Origin of the sequence: Paraburkholderia sp. Ac-20342 (assembly GCF_017104985.1) — a bacterium.
Classification (GTDB): domain Bacteria; phylum Pseudomonadota; class Gammaproteobacteria; order Burkholderiales; family Burkholderiaceae; genus Paraburkholderia.
This window is the reverse complement of record NZ_JAAGPQ010000005.1, coordinates 83,311-107,738: the sequence shown is the minus strand read 5'-3', so window position 1 is coordinate 107,738 and position 24,428 is coordinate 83,311. Positions and strand designations below refer to the sequence as shown.

The 24,428-nt window shown below is 61.3% G+C and carries 18 protein-coding genes; 8 read left to right on the top strand and 10 right to left on the bottom strand.

The features are described from left to right. Positions 1-101: 101 nt before the first annotated feature. The 3 genes from G3N58_RS03525 to G3N58_RS03515 form a co-directional block, all read right to left on the bottom strand. A complete protein-coding gene (locus G3N58_RS03525; protein ID WP_167047209.1) occupies positions 102-1,202 on the bottom strand; it encodes a porin in 1,101 nt (366 codons plus the stop codon). Positions 1,203-1,350: 148 nt separating this feature from the next. Further along, complete coding sequence (locus tag G3N58_RS03520; RefSeq protein ID WP_205998488.1) at positions 1,351-2,610, bottom strand: FAD-dependent oxidoreductase; 1,260 nt, start codon at positions 2,608-2,610, stop codon at positions 1,351-1,353. A gap of 38 nt (positions 2,611-2,648) precedes the next feature. After that, complete coding sequence (locus G3N58_RS03515; RefSeq protein WP_167282946.1) at positions 2,649-4,262, bottom strand: MFS transporter; 1,614 nt, start codon at positions 4,260-4,262, stop codon at positions 2,649-2,651. 591 nt (positions 4,263-4,853) lie between these two features. Between G3N58_RS03515 and G3N58_RS03510 the strand changes: the two genes are divergently transcribed. Further along, complete coding sequence (locus G3N58_RS03510) at positions 4,854-5,795, top strand: LysR family transcriptional regulator (protein ID WP_167046966.1); 942 nt, start codon at positions 4,854-4,856, stop codon at positions 5,793-5,795. A gap of 150 nt (positions 5,796-5,945) precedes the next feature. On the opposite strand, the gene G3N58_RS03505 is transcribed toward G3N58_RS03510, so the two are convergent. Then, positions 5,946-6,611, bottom strand: coding sequence for a hypothetical protein (locus tag G3N58_RS03505; RefSeq protein WP_345889850.1), 666 nt, complete (start codon positions 6,609-6,611; stop codon positions 5,946-5,948). A gap of 263 nt (positions 6,612-6,874) precedes the next feature. Here G3N58_RS03505 and G3N58_RS03500 point away from each other — a divergent pair, with 263 nt between their 5' ends. Continuing rightward, complete coding sequence (locus G3N58_RS03500) at positions 6,875-7,867, top strand: helix-turn-helix domain-containing protein (RefSeq protein WP_205998487.1); 993 nt, start codon at positions 6,875-6,877, stop codon at positions 7,865-7,867. Here G3N58_RS03500 and G3N58_RS03495 read toward each other — a convergent pair. Then, the gene (locus G3N58_RS03495; protein ID WP_205998486.1) at positions 7,846-8,631 is read right to left on the bottom strand and encodes a coniferyl-alcohol dehydrogenase; all 786 of its coding nucleotides are present in this window, start codon (positions 8,629-8,631) and stop codon (positions 7,846-7,848) included. The two genes, G3N58_RS03500 and G3N58_RS03495, sit on opposite strands and share 22 nt — an antisense overlap. 218 nt (positions 8,632-8,849) lie before the next feature. On the opposite strand from G3N58_RS03495, the gene G3N58_RS03490 reads away from it, so the two are divergent. The 6 genes from G3N58_RS03490 (at position 8,850) to G3N58_RS03465 (ending at position 16,345) form a co-directional block, all read left to right on the top strand. Further along, complete coding sequence (locus G3N58_RS03490; protein ID WP_205998485.1) at positions 8,850-10,298, top strand: aldehyde dehydrogenase; 1,449 nt, start codon at positions 8,850-8,852, stop codon at positions 10,296-10,298. A 65-nt stretch (positions 10,299-10,363) separates the two neighbouring features. After that, positions 10,364-11,293, top strand: a complete 930-nt coding sequence (locus G3N58_RS03485) for an MBL fold metallo-hydrolase (RefSeq protein ID WP_205998484.1) — start codon at positions 10,364-10,366, stop codon at positions 11,291-11,293. Positions 11,294-11,326: 33 nt separating this feature from the next. Beyond that, positions 11,327-12,316, top strand: a complete 990-nt coding sequence (locus G3N58_RS03480; protein ID WP_205988498.1) for an amidohydrolase family protein — start codon at positions 11,327-11,329, stop codon at positions 12,314-12,316. Positions 12,317-12,369: 53 nt separating this feature from the next. After that, positions 12,370-13,713, top strand: coding sequence for an MFS transporter (locus G3N58_RS03475; RefSeq protein ID WP_205998483.1), 1,344 nt, complete (start codon positions 12,370-12,372; stop codon positions 13,711-13,713). Positions 13,714-13,782: 69 nt separating this feature from the next. Further along, positions 13,783-14,871, top strand: coding sequence for a porin (locus tag G3N58_RS03470; RefSeq protein ID WP_167046985.1), 1,089 nt, complete (start codon positions 13,783-13,785; stop codon positions 14,869-14,871). 187 nt (positions 14,872-15,058) lie between these two features. Then, positions 15,059-16,345 carry an Nramp family divalent metal transporter gene (locus G3N58_RS03465; protein ID WP_205998482.1) on the top strand — a complete coding sequence of 429 codons (1,287 nt, stop codon included), beginning with the start codon at positions 15,059-15,061 and terminating at the stop codon, positions 16,343-16,345. Positions 16,346-16,423: 78 nt separating this feature from the next. Here the strand turns inward: G3N58_RS03465 and G3N58_RS03460 are convergent, their stop codons facing one another. From G3N58_RS03460 to G3N58_RS03440, 5 genes are all read right to left on the bottom strand, one after another. Further along, positions 16,424-17,185: an IclR family transcriptional regulator C-terminal domain-containing protein gene (locus tag G3N58_RS03460; RefSeq protein WP_205988495.1), complete on the bottom strand. Its 762-nt coding sequence runs from the start codon at positions 17,183-17,185 to the stop codon at positions 16,424-16,426. A gap of 229 nt (positions 17,186-17,414) precedes the next feature. Continuing rightward, positions 17,415-18,257 carry a VOC family protein gene (locus G3N58_RS03455; protein ID WP_205998481.1) on the bottom strand — a complete coding sequence of 281 codons (843 nt, stop codon included), beginning with the start codon at positions 18,255-18,257 and terminating at the stop codon, positions 17,415-17,417. A gap of 11 nt (positions 18,258-18,268) precedes the next feature. Further along, positions 18,269-19,930, bottom strand: a complete 1,662-nt coding sequence (locus G3N58_RS03450) for a bifunctional 3-(3-hydroxy-phenyl)propionate/3-hydroxycinnamic acid hydroxylase (RefSeq protein ID WP_205998480.1) — start codon at positions 19,928-19,930, stop codon at positions 18,269-18,271. 86 nt (positions 19,931-20,016) lie between these two features. Next, positions 20,017-20,874 (bottom strand): fumarylacetoacetate hydrolase family protein, encoded by an 858-nt coding sequence (locus tag G3N58_RS03445; protein ID WP_205998479.1) that lies wholly within the window; start codon positions 20,872-20,874, stop codon positions 20,017-20,019. Positions 20,875-21,187: 313 nt separating this feature from the next. Further along, on the bottom strand, positions 21,188-23,281 hold the full coding sequence (locus G3N58_RS03440) for a TonB-dependent receptor (protein ID WP_346778233.1): 2,094 nt from the start codon (positions 23,279-23,281) through the stop codon (positions 21,188-21,190). Between the last annotated feature and the right edge of the window lie 1,147 nt (positions 23,282-24,428).

Here is a 24,428-nt window from a genome sequence, read left to right as displayed (position 1 = left end):
TCCTGACGCAAGTTACGCCCACGGGTCCGCGGAGTCCGCGGGGTCCGTGCAACACAGGAAGTCGCCCGGATGCCCCGCTCCGTGGATGGACGATCTCCGCTTCAGAAGCTCGTCCTGATACCCGCCATCACGCCAAGCTGGCTGGTTCCCGCAGGCGGAGTGGTTCCACCGCCGCCCAGGCTCACCGTATAGCTCGCCTTGGCGCTATTGCTCAGATAACCGCTCTGGAGATAGACGGAGGTTCGTTTCGAAAGAAAATAGGTTCCCCTAACGATTGCCATCGTGGCTCGGGTATCCTGCTGCGCATTGACGATCCTGACAATCTGCCCGTCGATCAGACAGGCAGGGGTGACCTGATAGGAGGCGTTGGCAAAGAACATGTCATAGCGTCCCTCGGGCGCGGGCCCTTCCGTCGTCACGTACCGGCCGATCCATCCGCCGCCGAACTTCAACGAACCCCAGATGCCATAGCCGTTGATCGTGGTGTGGACGTCCTTGTCCATATTGCCGGTCAACGGTGTGGGCGGCATGCCGTCGAAGAAGCTGACGGCGGCGCCCGGTCCGCCATGCTGTACGTCGTATGCCGCGGCAACGCCGTAGCTCGCACTGTCGTATTTGAGCATCGCGGTCCATTGACTGCACTGGGACATATGGCCGGCCGCCGAACCCACACACGTACCCTGGCCCGGCGTGTTTCCCGTGCCGGCGGAATCGCGGCCGAATGAGTAGGTCGCCCCGACGGTCACACCGTGAAAGGTGCCTTTATAGGCAACGGCATTGTCGCTACGTGCAACGGCAAGATACGGATCGACGGAACTGATGCTATAGATGTTCGGGCCGAGGACATTCGCATCCGCCAATGCCCATGTCGTCATGTTGTATTGGCGGCCAAACGATAGCAATCCGTAGGGCGTATCGAGGCCGACAAAGGCCTGGCGGCCGAACAGCCGGCCGCCTTGTCCCAGGCTGCCGTTGTTCGAATTGAAGCCGCTCTCCAGCGTGAAGACCGTACTGATCCCTCCGCCCAGGCTCTCGCTTCCGCGAATTCCCCATCTGGACGGCACTTCGCCCGTCAGACTCGGCATGCGGACCAGCCCGCTATTGCCCGACGCATGCGAAACGTATTCGATGCCTGTATCGATGATTCCGTAAAGGCTCACAGAGTCGGCTGCATGCGCATAACCGGACAATAGCAGAGCCATTCCGAGCGTATTTCGGAAAATATAAAGTCGCATTTCTGTCTCCAAACCAGGGGTCTCGTTTTTTTCTTTGTCGGTGACGGAAGTCAGGGAATCTCTCGCGGACCCGCTGCTTCCGTCATCTTTGCCATCTCAGACTGAGATTTTCTGCTTATCCTTCCGCGCTCGACTCCACTCCCTTTTGCTGGCTAATAGGCGGGGGCGCCTGGACTGTCGGGGCCGCCGCGTCGAATAAGGCTGCGCGATCCCTCGTGAGCGGGGGATAAATGCGTTGGCGATTGATCGTCTCCTTGACTTTCTTCGCCCGCGCTCCTTGCGCCGCCAACTTGCGGTCCCAGCCTTCGGTGTAGACGGCCCCCCAGGGACCGAGGTCGAGAATGGTCGTATACCAGTCGATGTCGAGCGACAACATCGGCAGACCCAACAGATCGCAGACGACGTTGTGCCCGGCAAATCGCCCCATCGGACGACCGTGCTGGCAAGACATGACCGACGCGTGCTCGCCGTCGAAAAGCGCGCGCGCCACGTCGCCTGCCGCAAATACGTCGCGAACGCCTTCGACCTGCATGTATGCGTTCACGGGAACGCGGCCGAGTGCGTCGTGCTCGACAGGAAGACATTTCGTCAAGGCATTGGCCCGCATCCCGCCGCACCACACGATTGTCGATGCGTCGATTCGCTTTCCGTCGGCCAGTGTCAGCCCTTTGCCGTCCACCGCCTGAAGCTCCATGCCCGGCATCAACTCGACGCCCAGTTCGGTGAGCGCATGCTCGATGACGGGTTGCGCGCCGCCCATAGCCGTTGCGATCTCCGGCGTGCGATCCGCGAGAATCACGCGAATGTCCGAACCGTCGCTCCGGGAATCTCCACGAGATGCAGCGAGGCTGCGCAGTCTGCTCGGCAATTCGGCCGCGATTTCGATTCCAGTCAGGCCGGCGCCGATGACGACGGCGGTCAGACTCCCTGCCTCGGTGGACGTCACGACGTTTTCAAGGTGCTGTTCCAGTCGCTTCGCACCCGCGTAGGTATCGACGTCGAACGCATGTTCGGCGAGGCCAGGAACCGGCGCGTAGGCGAGCTGGCTTCCCGAGGCCAGTACGAGCCTGTCGTAGGAGATCGATCTGGCATCGCCGTCGACCTTCACGGTGACACGCTTCGCCGAGGAATCGATGTCCGTCGCTTCCCCTTTGAGCCATAAGACGCCCGCCGGATCGAGCACATCGTCCAGAGGGACCAGCGTCTCCTCGAGATTCTCTTCGTAGTTCCGAACCCGAATGCTGTGATTGGCCGTCGGATTCACCAGCACCACTTCGACTTCCGAGTTCATGTTCTGTTCGTCGATCTTGCGTGCGGCCCCGAGGGCGCTCCACAATCCGGCAAACCCACCACCAATTATCAATATTCTCTTCATGACGATTTTCCGAATAAACAATATTGAAGTTAAACCGATTAATTGATGTCGTTATTTTTTGTTTCGGTCATAAACAGCGCGCCAACGACGAACGCCAACGCGGCGACACCAATCGGATACCAAAGTCCGGCGTAAATGTTGCCGACTGAAAGATTGAGTGCCGAAACGACGAACGGCAGCATGCCTCCAAACCAGCCGGCTCCTATGTGATAGGGCAGCGAAAGCGACGTATACCGAACGTTCGCGGGAAACAGTTCGACCATGAAGGCAACAATCGGACCGTAAATCATGGTCAACAGTATGATGAGATACCAGAGCAGCAGAAATACCATCGGCTTATTGACCTGGGTCTCGTCGGCATGTTCCCGCCAACCCGCACTTTCGAGCGCGGCTTTCAGCTTTGCGGCGTCGAACCCTTCAATCCGCTGCGAGCCGATCGTCGTGACCATCCCGGTGCCGTCCGCGGGCTGCGTTCTGTACGAGACACCGGCAAGGCTCAGGTAGTCGCGAGTCTTATCGCACGCAGTAACCGCTGGGGAGAACAGGCGGAATGTGCAGTCGTTAGCCGATACGTCAATGGCGGTGTCCGCCAGAAACTTCTCCAGCTGCGGATTGGCGTAGTGCGTGAGCGCCTTGAATGCCGGCTGAATCGTGAGCGCGGCGGCAAGACAGGCCAGTACCATGATCCACTTTCGACCGAAATGATCCGACAACCACCCCGACACAAAATAGAACGGAGCCGCTGCGATCAATGACGTGACCATCAGGACGTTGGTCGTCTCGGGATCAACCCTCAGGACGGTACTCACGAAGTAGAACGAATAGAAGTGCCCGGTGCCGTAAAGCACGCCGACTCCCGCTGCCGCGCTAAACAACAGAACGAGTACTTTCTTCAGGTTCTGCCGGTCGAGAAAACTGGCGGCAATCGGGTTGCGAGCGAGCTTTCCCTGAGCCTTACATTGCTCGAAGACCGGCGATTCGTTCAGCCCCGCACGCAACTTGATGGCCGTGTAGAGAAGAATCAACGACACGAGAAACGGAATTCGCCATCCCCACTTATCGAACATCGCGGTGCTCATCCAGGCACGCGACATCGTCACGACGATGATCGACAGCACCAGACCGCCCGTCGCCGTCATTTGCAGGCAACTGCTGACCAGCCCCCGGCGGCGCTTATCCGCATGCTCGGTCAGGTACGTGGCGGCACCGCCCACCTCGCCGCCGAGTGCCAGTCCCTGCAAGAGGCGCAATACGACCAGCAGAACAGGCGCGAGAACGCCGATCTGCGAATACGTCGGCAGTAAGCCGATGCCCATCGTTGCACCGCCAATGAGTACGATGGTCATGCCAAACGTTCGCTTTCTCCCGATCCGGTCGCCGATATAGCCGAAAATGATCGCGCCGATCGGTCTGAGTACAAACGCTGCGCCGAAAACCGCCAGACTCGACAACATCGCCGCCGTCGGATTACCGGGTGGAAAAAACAGATGGGCGAACGTACCGGCGAGCGCCGCGTAGATGTACAGGTCGTACCATTCCAGGAGCGCGCCGAACGATGAGGCAATAACGATTCTCGATCCCCGTACGATCCGATGCCGTCTTGGCAAATGCTGTCCATCCCTGCTGCCGACTGCTGTATTGTCCACTTCCATGTCTCCTACCTTTCTTTAAATATGGCGAATATAGAAGGCGGCTATAGTCTTCGATCGATGCAACATCACGATCAGCCCCTTTTATTCGGGCACCGCTCTATCGCCAAGCCGAATGCGCTTGTCCGATTCCAGCACGGTAGACCCGGTCACCGGGCAGGTCTATAAATCGAAATCAATATGCATTATTATGATTTTCTATAAACCCGCCCCCAAGAGGCTGACGCCGTTTTCGGGAGTTGAAAGATGTGACCGGGCTTGCCGGCCATACACCGGGTAGCGCGACAAATCATCGGATTGATGAGCCGCATAACTGCCAGTGCCTTCCCGGCGCGATCCTCGTTTACCCGCTTATCGACGGCCAATCGATGGGGATGCATGATGCGGAATCGCATCGAGCGCGCATCGGGAATCGCGAATAGAGGACGACCTTGCCGTTATACGCATCGGGGCTGCAAGCGGAGCATCGTACCCGTCGGCAGACGCAGCCCCGCCGCGTCCTCCACGCCCCCGATATTGCATACCTCAGGAGCGAATGGGCGTGAGCGCGCCTCTAACGCTACCGCGCGAGTACACGATTGAAGGATGTTGGCAATGAATGACATTGACCTGAAGCTGCTGCAAATCTTCGACGAAATCTATACCGGCGGGAGCGTATCTCGCGCAGCCGAAAAGCTTGCCCTGAGCCAACCCACATTGAGCGTCGGTCTCTCCAAGCTAAGACGCCGTTTCAATGATCCGCTCTTCGTTCGGGGAGCGGGGGGGATGCGCCCGACACCTCATGCGGAAGCGCTCATCGAGCCAATCCGCGAAGTTCTTCGACTCTTGCAATACACGCTCTCGCTTCAAGCCGTATTCGATCCGATGTCATCGGCGCGCGTTTTCCGGATCGCGATGACAGACATTAGCCAGGTGGTATTGCTACCGCAAATTCTGGCTCAAGTCCGCGTGACGGCACCGAACGTACGCATCGAGACGTCGCATATTTCGGCGGACACGCCGACGCAACTCGAAACCGGCGAAATCGACCTGACGATCGGCTACATGCCGCATATCGAGGCTGGCTTCTATCAACAAAAGTTATTCGACGATCACGTCGTCTGTCTATTGCGAACCGGTCATCCACGGATCGGCCCGCGTCTGACGCTCAAGAGCTACCTGAGCGAAGCGCACCTGGAAGTACAGGTGACCGGCAGCGGATTCGTGGCGGTAACGAAAATGCTCGAGACGGAAGCACCTCAGCGACGGGTGCATCTGCGCATTCCGAGTTATCTGGGGATTGGAGAGATATTGGCCGGCAGCGATCTGCTCGCCACCGTTCCGCACCTGCTCGCCGACGTATTGCAAAGGCGCAACGCGCTACGGGCGCTACCGGTTCCCATCGGTTTGCCCTGCTTCACCATTCGGCAGTACTGGCATGCGCGGTTTCATCACAATCCGGCATGCCGCTGGATCAGGCAAACCGTTGGCGATTTATTTAACGGCCTGGGTTCTTCCGTCACGCCGGAGCATCCTGTGGGAGAAGAGCAATCCTGAGTCTTCAGATCAAGCGCGTGAAGCCCCCTTCCCTTGCCTACGCCCGGCGCGATCCGTTTCAGGTAACCGCCGCTCTGACCGATCGGTCAGCCGTTTGACGCATCGCGGCGATACACGCCACGACACGCGCCGCGATACCCTTCCGGCTATTCAACGCGCCCCATTCTTGCCTGCATTGAAAATCGATCTGTAATACGCATCCCCACTATCAAGGTGAGTACGGAATCCGAATCCCTGATCGAGCATGGCCTGCATGTCGTGACGCTCGATACGCATCACATAGCTATGCTCATTGGTCACCAGTGCGCAGGCACCGCCCGGCACATCGACCGAGCGAAACCACTTGCCGGGATCGGCGTGGCCACTGGGGAACGTCTGTCCCTTGAACTCAACCTGCCATCCGCCATCGAGCAGAATCCAGTACGGTGCTTCCGGGTCCGCGGTGCCGTCGCATTTCGCAATCACCGCACCGGGGTCCGCTTCCCACTCGTGCGAGTGGTCGATCACCCATTGCAGTTGAGCCGTCGTCAGCGCGGTAAAAAATGGCGTGTGCCGCAAGAGATGCAAATAGGTAATGGAAGGTTTCATTGTCATATTCCTGACGGCGTCCGGCTCGCGTTTACCGCTGCAGGACGCGATACCGAGCGCCGAAATCAGCGCCAGCAGCGGGATCGAAAAGCGCCTGCACCAACGGGCCAAACGTCCGCGTTCCCGCTCATGTGAAGTGTCGCGGCTTACCATGTGATGACTGCCGGGCTCACGCGATACCGCACAAAGCATTGGCCATGATCGCAGCGCGAGATAAATTTTCTGCACCCATCGAACATCTCCTGTTCAGCGTGAATTACAGGCAGCATGATGGCCGATATTGACGCCCAGATAATTAGCTGCGTTTCCTCATCAGAATTCCATTTGCCTCAACTATCGAGCCGGACCTCGCCCAGACGGGGGAAACACCGTCTCCCGACGTTTGCACCCAGCCCATCCAATAGGGTGAATACTTATACAAAAAAATCTTATTTTGATAAAAATTTCAGTATTATTATATTGATATTCTCAATTTTTCGGAGACACCGGGAATGAAGAACTTCGTTACCGTCTCCACGGCAGCGATCCCGCCCGCGGGACAGGCGACCGAATGGGCGCGAGCGATCGGCGAACGCTTCAGCGAGCGTTTCGGCGGCCGGCTTTTCGACCCAGCGACCGGCGAGTCCTTCTCGGGCCAGATCGGTTATGCCGATGTCGGGCAAATCCAGCTTTGCCGGCTGGCGGCCCAAGGGCATCGCGTGGAAAACACGCCGGGAAGCGAGGCCAGTTCCAGCCGGTACAAGCTGACGATCCAGCTCGAAGGTACGTCCGAATTCGAGCAGGATGGTTTAAAGGCGAAGCTTTCGCCGGGGCACTGGGCCATCTACGACACCGCGCGCCCCTATCTGATGAATGCGCCCGATGCCATTCACGTGGCGATTGCGACTATTCCAAAGGACATGATGCGTCTCTCGCTCACCGAGCGTTGCGCACTGGTCCATCCGCTGACCTCCCATAGCGGTGCGGGCCTCGCGCTGTCCCGCTACATCATCGATCGCCTGCAGGCATTCGAACTCTCACCGGAACTCGATGCCGATGCATCGGCCGACCCGATCGAGCAGGACCTGACTACCCAGATCAGAATCGCACTGCAGGATCAGGTGTCGGAAACCAGAAAGCATCTGCACCCGAGGATGCTGCGCACACGCATCATCGAATACATCGAGCAGAATCTCGCCGATCCCGAACTCACCGTCGAGCGGATCGCGCTCGACCTGAACTGCTCGAAGCGTTACCTGCACACGGTATTCGATAGCGGCACCCACACTCTCTCCCGGTACATCCTGCAGCTGCGGCTCATGCATGTCTGTCGCGATCTGGGCAACCTGGCGTTGCAGCAATGCTCGATTACCCAGCTGGCGATGAAATGGGGCTTTGTGAGCCCCGGTCATTTCAGCCGCACCTTCAAGGAAATGTTCGGCGTGTCGCCCCGCGACTACCGGCGAGGTACAACTCAGACAAGTCAGCCGAGCCCGCTCGACTGACACAGGATATTGGCCGCCATCCCGCCATCGCACGGGATGTTCACCCCGCGCATCCACCGGCTGCCGTCGCCGCACAGGAATACCACGAGCGGAGCAATGTCGTCGGGCCGCCCCGCGCGCTCGACGAGCCGCATGTCTTCCTCGGCCCGCTTGCCTAGCGTCTTCAGAAAGTCCTGGTGAATAGGCGTCTCCACCGGCCCAGGGCTGATCGCATTCATGCGGATGCCGCGGCTACGCCACGCCCAGCGCATCTGGAGTGTCCATGCAATTAGCGCCTCCTTCGACAAAAAGTACGCGCGCGCGTCGTCGACGCCATTCGCTTCGCAGAACGCATCGACGTCCTCCAGGTTGCTCACGCCGAGCAGCGCCCGAACCTGACCGATCTGATCGGCCCAGCCGAATCCCGCCAGCGACGCCAGATTGACGATCGAGGCACCGTCATTCATCAGCGGCAGCAAAGCCAGCGTCAATTGGCGTAACCCGACGAAGTTGACCTGCAGCACGGGTGTGCGCCCTTTCGTCGGCGGCAGTCCGGCGATATTGCACAGCGCGTCCAATCGGCCGTGAACCTGCTTTGCAACCGAATCGATCGAATCGGCTTGCGCAAGATCGGCCCGAATGAACTGATCGCACAGCCCCGCCGCGGGCTCGTTCCGGTCCACCGCAATAACGCGCGCGCCCTGCGCCCGGACCGTTGCCGCACACGCGGCGCCGATACCCGAGGCGGCCCCGGTGATCAAAATGGTCTTGCCTTGCAACGACATATTCGACGTCTCCTTGAGGTTGTCTCCATGGCGCCGGAGATCCGGTGCCGACCGTGCCGACTCTAACCGCCCCCTCTGCTACGCGTCTTGCCTGACAGTGCAGTGTCGGCGCGATTCCGTGCTGCACGTGCGCAGCGAAATTGCACTATCAGGCAAGTCGGTCAAGGTTGGTTCTCCTACATTCGCATCCACACAGTCCTGTCACATGGAGACACCTCTTGAGAACCGTCCAGTTGCTCATCGCGGGACGCCCGCAGCCGGCCGTTGCCGGCGCGACGTTTGATCGTGCCAATCCGCAATCGAATCAGGTCGTCACGCGCGCCGCCTCGGCCGGCATCGAGGACGCCCGGCTCGTGGTCGATGCCGCGCAAGCCGCCTTCGCGGTCTGGTCCCGAACCGGCCCTTCGATCAGGCGCGAGATTCTGCTGCGCGCCGCCGACCTGATGGAGCAGAAGAAAAGTCTCTTCGTCGAAACCATGCAGAGCGAAACCGGTGCGACGCGCGTCTGGGCCGAGCACAACGTGTTCGCCGCGGCCGCGATTCTCCGCGAAGCCGCCAGCATGACAACCCAGATCGCAGGCGAAGTCGTTCCGTCGGACGAAGGCCGTCTGTCGTTTGCGGTACGGCAGCCGGCCGGCGTCGTGCTCGGCATCGCCCCCTGGAATGCGCCGATCGTGCTCGGCACGCGTGCGATTGCGATGCCGCTCGCCTGCGGCAACACGGTCATCCTGAAGGCATCGGAAATGTGTCCCGCGACCCATTCGCTGATTGCGGACGTGCTCGTCGAAGCCGGACTCGGCAACGGCGAAGTCAACGTCATCACACATGCGCCGGCGGCGGCCGGCGAAGTGGCCGATACGTTGATCGCGCACCCCGCCGTTCGGCGCATCAATTTCACCGGCTCGACCCGGGTCGGCCAGTTGATCGCCGAACGGGCAGCACGTGTACTCAAGCCGGTGCTGCTCGAACTGGGCGGCAAGTCTCCGCTGATCGTACTCGACGACGCCGATGTCGAACGCGCCGTCGCCGCCGCTGCATTCGGCGCGTTTTTCAACCAGGGGCAAATCTGCATGTCGACCGAGCGCATCGTCGTCACGCCCGCGATTGCCGAGTCTTTCGTCGCGCGTCTCGCCGACAAGGCCGCGCGCCTGAGCGTGGGCGATCCGCGCACCGGCGATGCGCCGCTCGGTGCGCTCGCCAGCGCCGGCGCCGGTGCGCGTATCAACGAACTCATCGACGACGCGCTGGCGCGAGGCGCCACGCTGCTGGCCGGCGGCAAGGCCGAAGGCGTATTCATGCCGGCCACGGTGCTAGACGGCGTCACGCGCGAGATGTCGATTTACCACGAGGAAACATTCGGCCCGGTCGTCTGCATCATGCGGGCGAAAAACGACGAACACGCCGTCGAGATCGCCAACGACTCGGAATTCGGTTTGTCCGCGGCGGTATTCAGCAACGACATCGAACGCGCCTTCGCGGTCACGAAGCAGATTCGCTCAGGCATCTGCCACATCAACGGCGCGACGGTCAGCGACGAACCGCAGATGCCGTTCGGCGGCACCGGCCGTAGCGGCTACGGACGCTTCGGCGGCAAAGCCGGTATCGCCGAATTCACGGAGCTGCGATGGATCACCGTGGCCTCCACGGCTCCCGCTTTTCCGATCTGAGCGAACCCGACCGCGACCCCGACACGCCCCGCGTGCCGGCAATCAACCCACCGAGGAAATAACACATGGCTCTACATCCGACGAACGATCGCGCACATGCGCTGCAGGCGGGCTGGACCCGCTTCGATCTCGGCGGCTTTCAGTGCACGGTCGTGACCGACGGCCTGCTGCACCTCGGCCCGCCGCGCAACACGTTTCCGAAAGCCGATGTCGAGGAAATCGACGACCTGCTGCTTCAGGCCTTCCTGCCGACCGAAACGATCGCGCTCGATCAGAACGTACTCCTTGTCAATACCGGCGAGCATCTGGTGCTGTTCGACACGGGCGTCGGCATCAACGCCGAACTGGGCGTCAAGACGTTCGGCCCGAATACCGGCCGCGCCATCATCAATATGCGGGCGGCCGGTATCGAGCCGGAAGACATCGATATCGTGGCCCTGACCCATACCCACCCGGATCACTGCTGGGGTCTCGTCGACGACAACGACCGCAAGCTGTTCCCGAATGCGCGCATCGCCGTGAGCCGGGCCGACGTCGACTACTGGACGAACCTCGAGAACATTCGCGATTCGATGTCCGACCATATGAAAGACCACTTCTACGGCGCTCACAAGAATCTCGCGCCGTATCGCGACGTCATCACATTCATTGAGGATGGCCAGGAGATCGTGCCGGGCATCCGCGCTCATGCCACGCCCGGCCATAGCCCCGGCCATACGATCTACGCAATCTCCAGCGAGGGGCACACGCTCGTGTGCTGGGGCGACCTCTGCCATCACCAGGTGCTGCTGCTTAGGCGGCCGGAATGGGCGTTCCTGTTCGACTACGACAGTTCCATTGCGGCGGCCACGCGCATGAGAGTGCTGGAGTGGATCGAGAAGCAGGAGCATCAGGTCCTCTCGTATCACTTTCCGTTTCCGGGGCGCGGGCATCTGCGCCGCAACGGCGACGGCTACGACTGGCTCCCCTCGCCGATCCAGCTCGAACGAGCCTGATCGCCCCCACTCCATCAGGATACCTATTTCATCATGAACACCGCTTACCGCTGCACGTGTGGTCTCATCGACGTCCACGCACACTGCCTGCCGCCGGCCTACCGCAAGGCGCTCGACGACGCCGGCCTCGCCACGCTCGACGGCGGCTACCCCGTTCCCGAGTGGAGCCCGGAAAAAGCCACCGCCGTCATGGAAGAAAACGGCATCGACACGATGATGCTCTCCGTGTCCTCGCCGAGCGTCAGTTTCCTCTCCGGACGCGAAGCGCGTGTGCGGCTTGCCCGCACCATCAACGAAGATATCGCGCAACTCCGGCGCGACTATCCAGGGCGCTTCGGCGGCTTCATGACACTGCCGTTGCCGCACGTGGCCGACTCCCTCGCCGAAATCGACTATGCCTTCGACGAGCTAGGTCTCGACGGCCTGATCGTCGAAACGAACAGCGACGGCAAGTACCTCGGCGACCCCGCGTTCGCACCGATATTCGACCGGCTCAACGAACGGCACGCCACGATCTTCCTGCATCCGACCGCCCCGGCCTGCTTTTCGGCCGTCGGACTCGGACGCCCGGCGCCGCTGTTCGAGTTCCCATGCGACACCGCGCGCACGGTTATCGACCTCGTGTTCTCGGACACGCTCAAGCGCTGCGCCAATCTGAAGCTCATCGTGCCGCACGCGGGCGGCGTGCTTGCCGCGATCGCGCACCGGATCGCGCTGCTCTCGCCGATGCCGGTCATGAAGCCAGGCCCCAAGCCATCCGCCGAGGTCATCGCGGAATTGCAGGGGCTCTATTACGACCTCGCCATGTCGGCCAACCAGCCCACCTTCGACGTGCTGCGCACACTCGCCCCGCTCTCGCAGATCATGGTCGGCACCGACTTTCCGTTCCAGCCGGCGCACAACGTCGCGCGCAATATCGCGGATTTCCGCACGCTCGACGGCCTCACTGCGGAACAGCATCGGGCCATTGCGCGCGAAAACGCGCTGCGGCTCTTTCCGCGCTTCGCCAGCGCGAATGCTTAGTCTGACTGACTAATCCACCCTGAAATACAACACATCACACCAAGGAGACAATCATGAAAACCGTGCTCGTAGACGATCTCATCGATGAGCGTCCATTCGGCCTCTTCCAGGCGTCGATCTTCGCCATCTGCTTCCTGATCGCCTTGATGGATGGCGCCAACGTGCAGGTCATGGGTCTGAGCGCACCGCTGCTCGCCAATGACCTGAAGCTGACACCAGCCCAGCTCGGCCCCATCTTCGCCGGCTCCGAGCTCGGTTTCATGATCGGCGCGCTGCTGCTCGGTCCGGTTGCCGACCGCATCGGCCGCAAGACCGTGCTGATCGCCTGCGCGTGCCTGTTCGGACTGGCGTCGCTCTGCACGGTGACGGCGCCCGGATTCGTCACGCTGCTCGTGCTGCGTATCGTGACGGGTATCGGACTCGGCGGCGCGGCACCGTGTCTCGTCAGCCTGACGACCGAATACGTCTCCCGGCGCCATCGCGGCCGCATCGCCTCGCTGCTGTGGGCCGCCATGCCGGCCGGCGGCGTCATCGCCGGCTTTGCGGCGAGCATCGTGATTCCGCAGTATGGCTGGAGGGCCATGTTCTATCTGAGCGGCATCGTGCCGATCGCCGCCGCGGTGCTGGTGTGGCTCTTCGTGCCCGAATCGGTGCGACTGCTGATCCTGTCCGACGCGCGGGACGATCGCATCGCGCGGATCGTCAGGCATCTCGCGCCTTCTTCCCTCGCCGGCGAGCCGGTGCGCTACGCGACCCATGAGCATCAGGAAAAAGGCTTGCCGGTCAAGCATCTGTTCGTCGACGGCCACGCGCCGCTCACGGCCCTGCTGTGGCTCGCGTTCTTCCTCAACTTCCTCGCCCTGATCGCGACACTGGCCTGGGCCAGCACGCTGCTGCGCAGCGCGGCCATGTCGATGGCCGCCGCATCCACGGTCCTCGCCTGGAACAACGTGGGCGGCACGATCGGCGTCGCCATCGCCGGCGCGGTGATGGAGCGCCTCGGCACCTGTCGCTTCCTCGCCGCGATCTATGCGCTCGGGGCCATCGTTCTTGCGCTTACAGGGTTCAGTACACCTAACACCGCGCTGGTTTCGCTGTGCTCGGGTCTCACGGGTCTGTTCGTCGGCGGTGCCACTTCGGGCCTGATCGCCATCGCCTCGATGACCTATCCGACCGCCATCCGTTCGACCGGCGTGGGCTGGGCGCTTGCCGCCGGGCGCCTCGGCGGCGCCGTCGGCCCCGTTGCGGTCGGCGCGCTGGTCGCCACGGGCCTGCCCGTTGCGCACATCTTCGTCGCCACGGCAGCCCCGGTGCTCGGCGCGTCGCTCGTGATGCTCGCGATGAGCCGCCTCGGCGCCGCCCGCACCGTCGATCGCGCCGAATTCGCCACGCATTGAACGACGAGCTGCCCGATCTGCGGCAGCCCTTCTACAACAAGAAACAACAAGAATCCGGAGACAACCCTCATGTTCAGACACACCATTCTCGCATCGGCTACCCTGCTCGCCTGCGGCAGCGCCGCCGCTCAAAGCTCCGTCACCATCTTCGGCATGATGGACGCCGGCATAACCTACGTGAACAATTCGGGCGGCAAGAGCAAGACCTTTTTCGACGACGGCATCTATTACCCCAACATGCTTGGCTTTCTCGGCCAGGAAGACCTGGGGGGCGGCACGAAGGCCATTTTCGAACTGGTCAACCAGTTTTCTCTCGCGAACGGCTCGACCATTCCGACCGCCAATGCGCTGTTCAACCGCACCGCCTATGTGGGCCTGTCGAATACACAGTTGGGACGACTGACGTTCGGTACGCAATACGACTTCATGAAAGATCAGCTGCTGTCCTACGACGCATCGCTGTACACCGGCGGTTTCTATAACTTTCGCGAAGGCCCCTTCCAGACCCTCGGCATTCCGGGCAATCCGACCGGCTCATGGGACTTCGACCGCATCGGCGGATCGTCGCGCATGCAGAACTCCGTCAAATACCAGTCCGTCGATTACAGCGGATTCTCGTTCGGGATGATGTACGGCTTCGGCAATGTCGCCGGTTCCGTATCGGCCGACAATGCCGTCAGCGCGGCGCTCGAATACCGGCACGGCGGATTCGGCATCGCCGCCGCCTATACCGAGATCAAGTATCCGGAGATGAGCAACGGCCACGATGGCATCCGCAATTGGGGAGTCGGCACCCAATACGATACCGGCAAGGTTCTCGCCAATCTGCTCTATACGAACACCCGCAACACGCTGACAGGCGGCCAGATCGATATGGTCCAGATCGGCGCGAACTGGCACGTCACGCCGTTCTGGTCGCTCGGCGCCGATTACCAGTACATGCAGGGCAACGCCGTGCTCCTGGACAACAAAGCCCATGAAGTTGCTGCGTCGGTCATGTACTCGTTGTCCAAACGCACGAGCGTCTACGTGGAAGGTATCTATCAGCGGGCGACGGGCAGCAACGGCAGCGCGACCGCCTGGATCAACGGCTTGAGCGCACCGTCGAGCACAGGCTCGCAGTTGCTGACCAGAATCGGGATGACCACCACGTTCTGAACTCGCGTCTGAGTTCGTGTCTGAACTCGCGGCGATCCTGCGCGGCATGGCGGCACGGTACTGCTGCAAAGCATTGCCGCGCTGCCCGATACGAATCCGGGGCCACCGACATTCCCGCACCTTCATCGGGTCGCCATAAGACAGCGGCCCGTCTCTTTTGAGTCCTCTCCCTTCTACGCGTGGCGTCATGAACCCAACAACACGCGGCGGCGCCGTTCTCGGCACCCCGGCCCTGCCGCTTCGGCAACCCGCCACCGGTTACCGAAGCGGCCTGCGCGCGCTTCTCGGTGCATCCGGCCCTGCCCTCGTCGCCTCTGTCGCCTATCTGGACCCGGGCAACATCATCACCAACCTTCAGGCCGGGGCAAGATACGGCGACGAACTGCTCTGGGTGGTTCTGCTCGCCAGCGTGGTGGCAATGCTGTTCCAGTCGCTGTCGGCAAAGCTCGGCATCGTGACGGGCCGCAATCTTGCCGAGATCTGCCGCGACAGCTTGCCTCGCCGCTACGTCATCGCGCTCTGGCTTCTCTGCGAAGCGGCCGCCATCGCAACCGACCTTGCAGAGGTGATCGGCAGTTCGATCGGCATCTCCCTGCTTTTCAATCTCTCGCTGCTCAACGCCATGCTGCTGACCGTCGCCGCCACCTACTCGCTTCTGCAACTCGAAACGCGCGGTTACAGGCCGCTCGAACTCGTGATCGGCGCATTCGTGAGCGTGATCGGGATGGCGTATCTCGTCGAGGTATCGCGGATGCCGGTGAACTGGTCATCGGTCTGGGCACACAGCATCCCGTCGCGTTTCACCGATCACGGCGCACTCGGTCTCGCGGTCGCCATAGTCGGCGCGACGATCATGCCGCACGCGCTGTTCCTTCATTCAGGCCTGACCCAGAACCGCGTATCGGCCGGTGCCGTGCGCGAGCCACGCGCGCGGATCAGACTATCGAACATCGAGGTAATCGTCGCGCTGGGCGCGGCGGGGTTGATCAACATGGTCATGGTCGTCATCGCGTCGGTTGCGTTTCACAACGGACACGCCGAGACGGCCGATATTGCCTCGGCAACGCGGCTTTTGACGCCGCTGTTCGGTGCGTTCGCCGGCACTCTCTTCCTGATCGCGCTGGTCGCGTCGGGCATATCGAGTTCCGTGGTCGGCACGCTGGCCGGGCAGATCATCGTTCAGGGATTCGTCGGATACCGGATTCCGTTGTGGCTCAGAAGAGGTCTCACCGTGGTTCCGGCCATCGTCGTGATTGCATCGGGTCTCGACGTCACCACCGTGCTCATCGCCAGCCAGATCGTTCTGAGCCTCGCGTTGCCGGTGCCGATGATCGCGCTCGTCTGGTTCACCTCGCGCCGCAGCGTCATGGGTGAGCACCGCAACCACAGGTCCGTCACCGTGCTCGCCATTGCAGCGACTGTGCTGGTGCTGGTTCTCAACGGCGTCCTGTTGTGGCAAGCGGTAAGCGGCTAGTCGGGCGAACAGTTAGCGGGTAGCGGGTAGCGGGTAAGCGCGTGAGCCAATGAGCCCCTCTCGTGACGCGACCGCCGGTTAAACCGCTTCGGCCTCGGCACGCAAAGCCGTCTCGACTTCGCGTGCGCCGGTCGACACCAACGCGGCCAGGCGGGCGATCATTTTTTCGTCTGTCTCATCCGACACCACGTAGCTGATACTGCCGATTCCCACCCGGTCCAACGACAGCACGGCCGCGGCGATCCCGACGAGTCCCGCATCCACTTCCCCGCGCGTCACGAGACTGCCGTGTCTGCGCCATTCCGTCAGCACGGAGCGGAATGCCGGCAGCGTGCGGCCCAACCCGGCCTTCGCAATCGCTTTGGTATTGTTTTCGAAGAGCGCCTTGATCCGCCGGGGCGGCATGTACGCGAGCAGCATCTTCGAAGTCGCGCCGTAGAAAAGCGGCATCGGCCGCCCGCGCTCGTAGCTGATCGCCGTCGGGCTACCCTTCGCATTGACGCGATGAATGCACAGCACGTCGTCGCCGACCGCGCGGCATAGCAGCACGACCGACCCGGGCGGAGCGTAAGTGGAGAGATCGTCCATGACGGGACGTGCCGCGATCAGCAAGGGATCGGTCAACTGCAACTGACGGTCCAGCTGGGTGATGGTCGGCCCCAGTCCGTACCGGCCAGGCCGCGTGGTTGCAACCAGTCCCGCCTCGTCGAGCGCGGCGAGATAGCGGTAGGCGGTGGCGATCCCCACCTCGAGTTCCGAGGCCACCTCTTCGGCAGTCCATTCCGGATGTTCGACCGTGAACAGCTTCAGAACGGAGAGGGAACGGTCAGATGCGGACATGGCGGGAAATCGGTAGCTGACGGGAAACTGATTTTCTCATCATGAGATAATTTCCGCCAGATAGGTACTCGCGTTTACACGGCGCTCGATGACGGCACAAGACCGTTGTCGGGGAGCGCCGCGCCCCGGTTTCCAGGGTTCGTGTTCGCATTGCATCGAACGTGGCCGGGAGACTGCCGGGGAATCATGCCGCTTCACACGGACCATACGAACCATGCAAGGGCAGGCATCAGGTCCGAACCCAGGCACGTCCCCACGAATTCAGCGTACGTTCGTTGTGCGGCCAAACTCCGGGCGTGTCGCCAACGCCGACACGAACCAGTTCCGCGGAGAACTCCAGCCGGTTGCCGTCCGGATCGGTCACCATGAAAAACAGGTTGTCGCCGGGACCATGCCGCCCCGGACCGAAGAAGATCGGCACTTCGGCCCTGGCGAAGCGGTCGCCCCAGTCGCGGATATCGTTCCACTCGTTCGTCTCGTAGCAGTGGTGATCCCAGACATTCTGGCTGCCCTGAAAGAACGCCAGCGAGTGATGCTCGTCGTCCGACCGCAGGAAGACGACCATCGTCTTGCCGTCGTCGCTGACTACTTCGTCGGAAATCGCATAGCCCACGGTCTCCGTGTAGAACGCCACGACGCGTTCGAGCTCCGTCGTCTGGAACACGGTGTGCTGAAGACGCGCGGACAAGCCATCTCGCGAAGGCGACCCCGCCGTGAGACCGAAGGACACGCACCGCCCCTGCGGGTCGCGAATCATGAACGCACCGGGCCGATACAGCACGCTATCGGCCGGCTCGCACGTGACGTTGCGCGCAACCAGACGTTGACGCAACGCCGCGAGGTCTGCCTCGGTATCGACCACGAAGCACGAACACGGCTGGCGTCCGCTCAGGGAATCGCTGATTTCCACCGCGCGCCCCGGTCCGGTCAGGACGATCCTGCCGTCGGGCGACGTGACGTCCACCAGATCGAGCTGCTTGCGATAGAAATCGGCGAGCCGGTGCGGCTCGGCCGATACGATATGGAGGTGATGCAGTCTTGCAGGCGTTGCCTGCTGAAGCGTAGTAGACATGATTATTTCCCTCATACATGGGGCGACGTGGCAACCTCGGTCACCTTCCGGCTTTCCGGCGCGCACTCGCCAGGCTGATTGATACTGAGCTGGACCGCATAGGCGGTGGCAAACTGCGACTGCTCTTCCGCGCGGAATGCCCCGGCCACATAGCGGTCGGGACGAAGCAGCAGGATTTGCCCCACGCAGCCGCCGAGCGGCACCTTGAACACATCGTTCTCGTCGACGACGAACTGCAATGAGCCGCGATTCTGTCCAACGGGCATGGACGAGCCGGCAGGCAGCACGTGCACGCGCGTGCAGCGCAGGCTATTCCATAGAGGATGGCCCAGATCGGCGAGGCGGCTGCCGCCCACCGGGCCATACTGCACGAGCGAGAATCCTTGCCCCGTCAGATCGTCGAGCAGGACTTTCATTCCATCCGGGGTCCGAACCATCGGCTGCGGCAACATGCGGCCACGGAAGCTCCGCTTGCCGAGTCCGTCGTCCGGACCGAGCAGCCCTTCCCTGAAGCGCGGCTTCGGCTTGAATTTCATCTGCAGGAAATAGTCCCGTAACGGCGGCACATAAGCCGCAAACGTGAAAAACGCTTGCCACAGGAACGCGCTCAACCGCGACGACGGCGCCATCACGATGCCCAGATTGAGCGCGAGTCGAATCAGCGCCCACGCATGGCCGCGACGCTCCGTCTCGTACGAATCGAGCACCCGTTCTGGCAAACGGCCATCCAGTACGGCCGCGAGTTTCCAGCCGAGATTGAAGGCGTCGCGCACGCCGCTATTCATGCCCTGCCCGGCGTACGGCGGCGTCAGATGCGCGGCGTCGCCGGCGAGAAACACGCGCCCTTCCTGCCAACGCTCGGCCACGCGCGCGTGAAACGTATAGACCGTCTTGCGGATGATGTTCGTCTCCCGGTCTCCCCTGAACGGCATGAGCAGCTTGCGAACCGTCGCCGGTTCCATGATCGCCTCGGCGGATTCGTCGGGATGAACGAGGATTTCGAAGCGCCGGGTCCGATGCGGACCGGGCACGTCGACCACCGCCCGCCCCGCGTCGCAGTACACACGCATCTGCGAGAACGTATCGTCGTCGTCCTCGGTATCGATCACGAGCCAACGCGACTTGAATGTCGAGCCGACCATCCTGATGCCGAGCATCTCGCGTATCGGGCTGCGGCCGCCATCGCACGCGACCAGATACTTCGCGCGGATCTCGATCTCTTCCCCGGCGGCACTGACCCTGGCCGTAACACCCCGTTCGCCCTGCTCGAGCGACTCCAGCGTGTGGCCAAACAGCACCTGCCCCGATGCGAACCGGTTCAGGCCGTCGCGCACGGTCGCCTCGAAAAGCGGTTGCCGGAACGCATTGCGACGCGGAAAGCCATACTCGCTTGCGGTAGGAATCACCTTGCCGAAACACCGGCCACCGTGGCGGGTAAAGTAGTGCACGCCGTAACCGGGCACGACGTCCTTCATCACGGCTTCCGACAGACCGACCGCCTGCATGGTCCGCAGCGATTCGTCGTCGATCGACACGGCACGCGGCTCGCCAATGGTCGACGGCTTGCGATCCACGAGCACGAACCGTGCGCCGGCACGTCCGAGCACGTTCGAAAGCGTCAGCCCCGTCGGGCCACCGCCGACGACCAGCACGTCAGTATCAATGATCTTCAATTCTCGACTCCATCAACAATCCACCGCACTACTAAATATTGTGCGACGGATCGCCCGCCTCGCGGCGGTTGTCTCCTACCTTCTGGTTAGTACCGGGTCTCGTCGACCACGATATTGCGCAGCGTGCCGATACGCGAAATCTCCACCTCGACCACGTCGCCCGCCTTCATCCACAGTGGCGGCGTACGGAATGCACCCACGCCGCCCGTCGTCCCGGTGATGATCACATCGCCGGCATGCAGCTCGGTAAACGTCGAGCAGTATTCGATCAGTCGGCCTACGTCGAAAATCAGGTCGTCGGTGTTCGCTTCCTGCACGACCGCGCCATTGAGGCGCGTGGTCAACGTGAGTGCCGACGGGTCACCCACCTCGTCGGCCGTCACCAGCCACGGACCGAAGCCACCGGTCGACGGGAAATTCTTGCCGGGAATAAACTGGATCGTGTGCTTCTGCCAGTCGCGCACGCTGCCATCGTTGTAACAGGAATAGCCCGCGATATAGCTTGCCGCGTCCTCACGGCGCACGTGACGCGCTGTCTTGCCGATCACGACCGCGAGTTCGCCTTCGAAGTCGAGCTTTTCGGATGCGAGCGGACGCACGATCGGACCGCCATGCGCAACCTGCGAATCGGCCCAGCGGGTGAAGATCATCGGATGAACGGGAATCTCGCGCCCGGTCTCCTTGACGTGCGATAGATAGTTGATGCCGACGCACAGGATCTTCTCCGGGTCCGGCACGACAGGCAGCAGCTTCACGTCGCTCAGTGCGATACGCGCAGCCTGCCCCGCTGCCCATTTCCCGATAGCCGGCAGGCTACCGTTGGCCAGCGCGGCTTTGAGCGACCCGCCGACTTCGCCCGCGATGGGCGCCAGATCCACCACATGTTCGCCGTCCACCACGCCGAACGATGCGGTGCCACGATATTCGAAACTCGCCAGCTTCATTCCATTTCCTCCCGGATCAATGAGGGCGATCATAGCTCAACCAGATTTCATGTCAACATTTTTATCGTATTTCGATAATTTAGTTTTTATCGAAAATTCTCAAATATCACGAAAGGAAAAGACATGCTCCGCCATGCGAAGCAGCAGGCCGATCGGCCGGAGCGCTCGGCAGGCGCTCGCGAAACCGTAACTCGGAATGGGAGTGCCCCGGCTGCGCGACAAGGCGCGCAACCGAAGTCTGCTATGAAGAATGGGGAGATCGCCCGGACAAACGCCGGCACCGCAAGCCGGCGCCGGACGGTTCACGCACGGCTCAAAAGTCCGCGTGCAGGCTGACGTAGGCGGCCAACGGCGCGCCGAGGTAAGCGCCGACCACGTTGGTGGCGATGTAGTAGCGCTGGTTGGTGACGTTGTCGATGTTCAGATCGATGCCCCAGTGATGCTCCGAGTAACCGAACTGCAGATTCTCGATCAGGGACGCGGGCGCCCAGTCGTAGCCGTTGGCATAACCGTTCGACATCCGGCTCATGTAATTGACGCCGGCACCCGCATGAAAGCCGGTTCTGCCGAAGAGGCTGAAGCGATACGTCGTCCACAGGTTCGCCATATAGGCGGGCACGCCCTGCGGGGCCGTGCCGACCGCACCCGGCGTATCGGGGCTATAGGTGATGCGCGCGTGCTCCGCGGTGAAATTCGCGTACACGTGCCAGTTGTCCGTGAGATCCGCGTCGAACGAGGCCTCGGCGCCGCGCGTGCGCTGCGAATCGAACGCGAGCTGGTCATTGCCGTACGGCGTCGCCACGTTGTCCCGCTTCACGTCGAACAACGCCGTGTTGAGCACGTAGCGCCCATCGTCGAACGACCACTTCACGCCCAGCTCGTATTGCAGCGCCGATTCCGGCGCGCCGATGGAAAACGCCGTGTTTTCCGAGTTGAAATTCGCGAGGTAGCTGCGCGATACGCCGAAATACGGCGTCATCCAGGGCGTGAGCTTGTACAGGATGCCGGCGTTCCAGCTGGTCGGCGCATCGTTGCGCGTATACGTATTACCCTGAACCAGCGTGATGCCGTCGTTGGCGGTGCGGTTCGGCTCGCCGGGGAGCGGATTCAGGCCTAGCGACGTATTAAACCAGTCCTTGCGCACACCCGCGCGAATCTTCAACTGGTCCGTCACGTCCACCTGATCGGTCGCGTAAAGGCTGTAGAAGTTCGCGGTCACATGGTCGTTCTGGCACGAGTGAGACGGCGCGCACAGGAACTTCAGGCTGGAGATAGACGTTTCCAGCGGCACCGGTGCGAAGATGTCGCCGATGTCGGGCAGGTCCGCCGTCGCCTTGGCGCTGTTGAGGTCCTGGTACAGGTATTCGAAGCCCGTCAGCAGCGTATGGTGGATGCTGCCCGTCGAGAACTTCCAGATCGGCTCCAACTGATAGTCGAGCGTGTTGAGCGAATCGTCCTCATCGCGCAACTGGCGGCCGGTGAACGTGTTGCCCTTGACCTTCGCGTGCGTGCTGTCGCCGTTGCTGTAGAAGTCCAGCGTATGGTGCATATACGACAGACGGTTGTTGATCGTCAGGTAGTCGCTGATGCGCCACTCGTCCGAGAGCGTGGCACGCAGATAGTTGCCGTGCGCATTCGCAAACGGCGTCGAGTATTTCGCGTCGAACGGCACATTGCGGATCGGCGCCCCTTTGTAGTAGATCATCCCGTATGAGTCGGGCGTTGCCATGTAGTCCTGTGCATCGAGCGAGAATTCGATCTTGTGGTCGCCGATTTTCCATTGCAGATCGGGACGGATTTCCTTGTTCCACGATGCCAGCGAACGGTAGCCGTCGGAGCGGCCGGCGGTAGCATCCAGGCGATAGTTCAGTCCGTCAATGCCGGTTGGGCCGGTAACGTAGCCACTGGCGTTGACCGTGCCGAACGAGCCGGCCAGAATGTCCCCACCCCAGTGGAACTGTGCCGAAGGCGTGTAGTGGATCAGGTTGATCGAGCCGCCCGGCGGCCCGCTGCCGAGCAGCGCGGACCCCGGTCCCTTGAGCACTTCGATGCGCTCGACGCCCAGCAGGGAATGCGTCGGGCCGTTGACCTGATCGCCGTCCGAGAAGCCGTCGTCATAGGTCTGCGCCTGCAGACCGCGAATCATGAAGTGGTCGGTAAAGCCCTTCGAATCGGTGCCGCCATAGTTCACGCCGGACACGTTGCCCTTGCGGATCGCGTCCTGCAACGACGTGACGCCCTGCTCGTCGAGAATCGCACGCGGAATGACCTCGACACTCATCGGCAGATCGCCGAGCGGGGTGCCGGTCTTGCTGACATTGACGGTCTGGTCGGGATCGTTGACGTTGTCGGAAGCATCCTCTGCTCGCGTTCCCGTAACGACGACGGTCCCCAATGTGGCGGGCACCTGAGTCTGTTGAGCGGCCGGAGGCGGACTCTCCTCGGCTTTCGCCGCCTTGGCGAGCCACAAAGCCGCACAGGCAACGGATACGGCTATGGCGATTCTGGAGGGCAAAGTTCTCATCAATTTCATGGCATTGCAAGGGTTTATAGATTTTATGCAGTGCAAATCAACGACTTGTGTCTTGCCCAGATGCGTTCACGCAGCGCTATCCGGGACACGTTGGCCGACGTCGACGATCGCCCGATAGAAACCGTGCGCGCCGACACCCGGCCCATGATGCATCGGCGGGGCTTTGCCGCGGTTCGATCGCCTGCTTGATCGACGCCGAGGCAATTAGAAATATGAAGATCATGCGCGGAGCCGTTGCAGGAAGCTCGCCTCGTAACGGGCTCATGCTTCAGCTCGGTAACGGACCGACCACCTGGATCGGTTTGACTGAAAGTTGCGGGTTCAACAGAGAACTGTTCGGTTAGCTCTGATCGTGAAACTGCTTATGCTGTATGTGCCTGCCACGCAGAAAGGCCAATTTATCTTTCATGCGTGTCAGAGACATGAACAAGGACACGGGGGCCAGGCGCCAAAAAGGGTTGGACCCGTAAAGCAAGGCGGGCCCGCCGGATGATCGGCGTGCTACCGCATGGAAGATTTATGCAACATGGATTACGAAAAAACAGTGGGTCTTCGACATCACGCGTTTCCCGCAATACATTGCAAAATACTTTCAACCACCTTTTGCAGATTCCAGTGACACGCGTGCCGGACGACGAGCGGCTTCGCCAGTTCGTTCTTCGCGAAGATGGCGGCTGTTTCATTGCCACTGTGCTGCCAATGTCCTGGGACCATCACACGGATTCTGCTTCGATATCTCGGACTTATCCTGCGCAAACAGATGGCGTTACTTCACGTTCATGCGAGGGTCAACCTGCACCTCGCCTTTCAAAAAATCATGCAAGTTTATAAACAGGTAGTTCACCCAATAAACCATCCGATCATGGATGACGATCAATGGCCCCGATCTCCGCCACCTGAACCCATGACACACCCTGCCCCAGCAGCTCTTTTCTATTCATATAAATAGACATCCGAAATAATTTAAAAACGAAAGGAATCGTTCTGTATTTGTCATTCCCTATCTCGCAACAAATCGTTC